General features: G+C 58.3%; 2 protein-coding genes. Both read right to left on the reverse strand.

What is annotated here, in order from left to right; all coding sequences use genetic code 11:
- Window positions 1-854: 854 nt before the first annotated feature.
- Window positions 855-1,658 (reverse strand): class I SAM-dependent methyltransferase, encoded by an 804-nt coding sequence (locus ACXWUF_RS21335; protein WP_458503393.1) that lies wholly within the window; start codon window positions 1,656-1,658, stop codon window positions 855-857.
- A 213-nt stretch (window positions 1,659-1,871) separates the two neighbouring features.
- Window positions 1,872-3,021 (reverse strand): MFS transporter (locus ACXWUF_RS21340; RefSeq protein WP_458503394.1); only part of this gene is annotated, 1,150 nt, incomplete at its 5' end.

Genomic DNA, 3,021 nt, shown 5'->3' on the forward strand with positions numbered 1-3,021 from the left:
GTGAAGCGAGGTGGAGAGCAACCGGAGGCGAAAAGTCGGTCCGTAGTAAAGCGAACTCGATTCGGCGGAGGAGCTGCGACGAGCCTGCGATTCCAGGGCGAAGTCCGAAAACCGCTGGACACGCTGGCGTGGTGGTAAGCGATGTTCAGGCAGCCCACGTGGTTGGAGACGGAACGACAAGAAGGTGTGGCGAGGTAAGCGGGGAGACCTGCATGGTAGGTGAGCTGTGCAGGAGTCAGAGCCTTCATGGTACCGCAGCGGCCAAAAGCCGCGAAAAGCGCTGGAAGCAAAACGGCGCCGAGGGACGGGAGGCAGGAAGGTGGATACGTGAATTCCACACAGAGGTAGAGCGAAAGCAAAGCGTTGCCAGTGTCTGAAAGGACTACGCAAAGCGCAGAGACGCGCGGCCGCGATTGGTCGTGGGTGGAAGCCTCGAAGTGGAGCGAACGCATGTTGGCGGCGCTGGTTAACGGCGTCATAAGAGGCAAGTAGTAATGCTTTTTCGCGCACAAGGGTTGTTCACCATTATTGCGATCCCTGTGTTAGCGAGCCAATCCCGATGAGGAAACCACCGACTGGAGAGCCGTGTGCGGGAGAACCGCACGCACGGTTCGGAGGGCGGGGACGGCGAAAGCCGTTCCCCGACCCCTATCAGGTTTGTTCTGCGCCGAATTAGCCTGGATACCCGCTTTCGCGGGTATGACGGAGCCCCGCAGCCTCTTTGTTGTGCATATCATCCCCTCACATGTATTTTCGAAGGTGGCACGAAGCTCACGAAGTTCGGACAATTATTATCCCAACCCTTCGTGTCCTTCGTGCCTTCGTGGTGAGATAGAATTTTTCTAGTGTGTTGGCTAACGCCGCGTCGCCGTCCACTTGGCGCCGTTTTTCACCATGCCGTCGATGGTATTGCCGGCGACCCGGCCGCTGTATTCGTTCGTGCCGGCGGTGAAAGAAATCTGCTCGCCGTTCAATTTCCCGGTCACCGGGGTTTCAACGCCGCCGGACTTGAGCGTGCCGGTAATGTTTTGAAAGGTCTGTTTCAGCGTCAATTCACCTTGGGCCAATGTCCAGGTGCCCGCCACTTTTGCCGGCACGATCCACAGATGCGCGGTACACCAGGAGTTGCAGCCAGGCAAGCTAGCGGTTTCATCAGGCTTCCAATCGCCCATGTCGAAGGTGTTCGATGCGATGCGCGTGCCCGGTTTGAGATCGAGGATTTTCGGCCGCAGCTTCAAGTTGATGCTGGAGAGCAGGAACATGGTGATTACCTGAGCCTGGGAAAAGTCGCTCTCGAAGAGATCGGCTTTGACGAAACTCGCCATATCGCTCACGCCTTCCTTGGCCGCCGCCTTTTTCGACAGTTCCACCATGTCGGGATTGTATTCGATGCCGAGAGCCTTGGAACCGCGCTTGGCCGCCGTAATGACGGTGCGGCCGTCGCCGGAGCCGAGATCGATGACGTAATCCTTGGGCGTGACCTTGGCCATGTCGAGCATCTTGTCGACTAGACCTTGCGGCGTCGGCACCCAGATGACGTCTTTGCCGTCTTGGCCGACCTGGGGCTGAAACTCTTCCGCGGCTAGCGCGAATTGTGCCGCGCTGAAAATTAGACAAAGTATTAAAGCTAACAAACGCACTGAAGTATTCGCTGGCATCGCTTCTCCTCGTGAAATATCTCGCTTTGCTACGGTCCACCTCAATACTCCAAGCAAACAAAAATGTCCAGGAAACCTCCGACCCTGTCGGACGATTTGAACGGCTTGCCTTCGATAAACTCAGGCCCTGACCCATTCGGGACTCTCAGGGTCATGGTGAGCCCCGTCGAACCATGAGCGTGCCGAAGGGAACGACTGGAACGGCTTAGGGTTCTAAGATTCCAGTTGTCGGATCGCCGGGATGCGCCACGCGACCAGAGCGGTGAGGACGATGACGATGGCGCCCATGATCGCGACTGTCGTGGGCGCGCCGAGAAAGTGGGCGGAGGTGCCGGCGAACAGCGCGCCCAGCGGCATGAAGCCGCGGTCGAGCATGTACAAACTCAATACCCGGCCGCGCAGTTCGTCGGGCACGATCATTTGCAGCATGGTGGCGGTGCTGGCGAGGAAAAACATCTGAAACATGCCTACGATAACCAACGTCACTAAGGCCAGCGGAAACCAGGTGATCTGCGAGAACAGCATGATCGCCGCGCCGAGGACGAAAATGCTGCCGACCAAAAAGCGCCCCTGGCGCTTGATTCGGTTGCCCATCGAAGCCAGGGTCAAAATTGCCATTACAGCGCCGATACCGGGGGCGGCCATGAGTAAGCCCAATCCTTCCGGGCCGATCTTGAGCACGTCTTTTTGAAACACCGGCATAAGGGTTTGATAGGGCACGGCGAATATCCGCGGCACGTAAGCGAGCGCCATGAGGGCGAATACCGCCGGCGTCGACCAGACATAAGCGAAACCCTCTTTGAGATTGGCCAGAGCTGAAGTGTGGCTAGCCTCGGCCCGCTGGGGCGGGACATTCATTCTATAAATCATCCACAACACGCCGGCGTAGGCCAAGGCTTGGACGAAAAAATTCTCCGCCGCGCCAACCCAGGCGATCAGCGCTCCGCCCAAAGCCGGGCCGATCACTTTCATCATATTGAAACCGCCGGAGTTGAGCGCCACGGCGTTGGCGAGTTCGCCTTTGGGCACCGCACTGGGAATCAAACTCATGCGCACCGGCTCGGTGATCGTCCAAGCGATGCCGGTGATCAGGGTGAAAACAAAAATATGCCAGACATGTAAGTACGGCGACCAGACCAAGCCGCCGAAGATCACGGCGGTGGCGATCAATACCCATTGAGTGCCGAGCAATAGTTTTCTTCGGTCCATTCGATCGGCGGCAACCCCCGCCATCGGTCCGGTGACCAGGAACGGCAGCGCGCGCAGGCCGTTGAGCGCGCCGAGGAGCACCGAATTGCCGGTGAGATCGTAGAGCAGCCAGCCCAATGTGACCTGCTGCACCCACTGGCCGGCGCTCATCATC

This window comes from Methylomagnum sp. (assembly GCF_054333355.1).

Coding starts and splice junctions, on each gene's coding strand:
- ACXWUF_RS21335 (WP_458503393.1), bottom strand. CDS start 1,658: ATGCCAGCGAATACTTCAGTGCGTTTGTTAGCTTTAATACTTTGTCTA.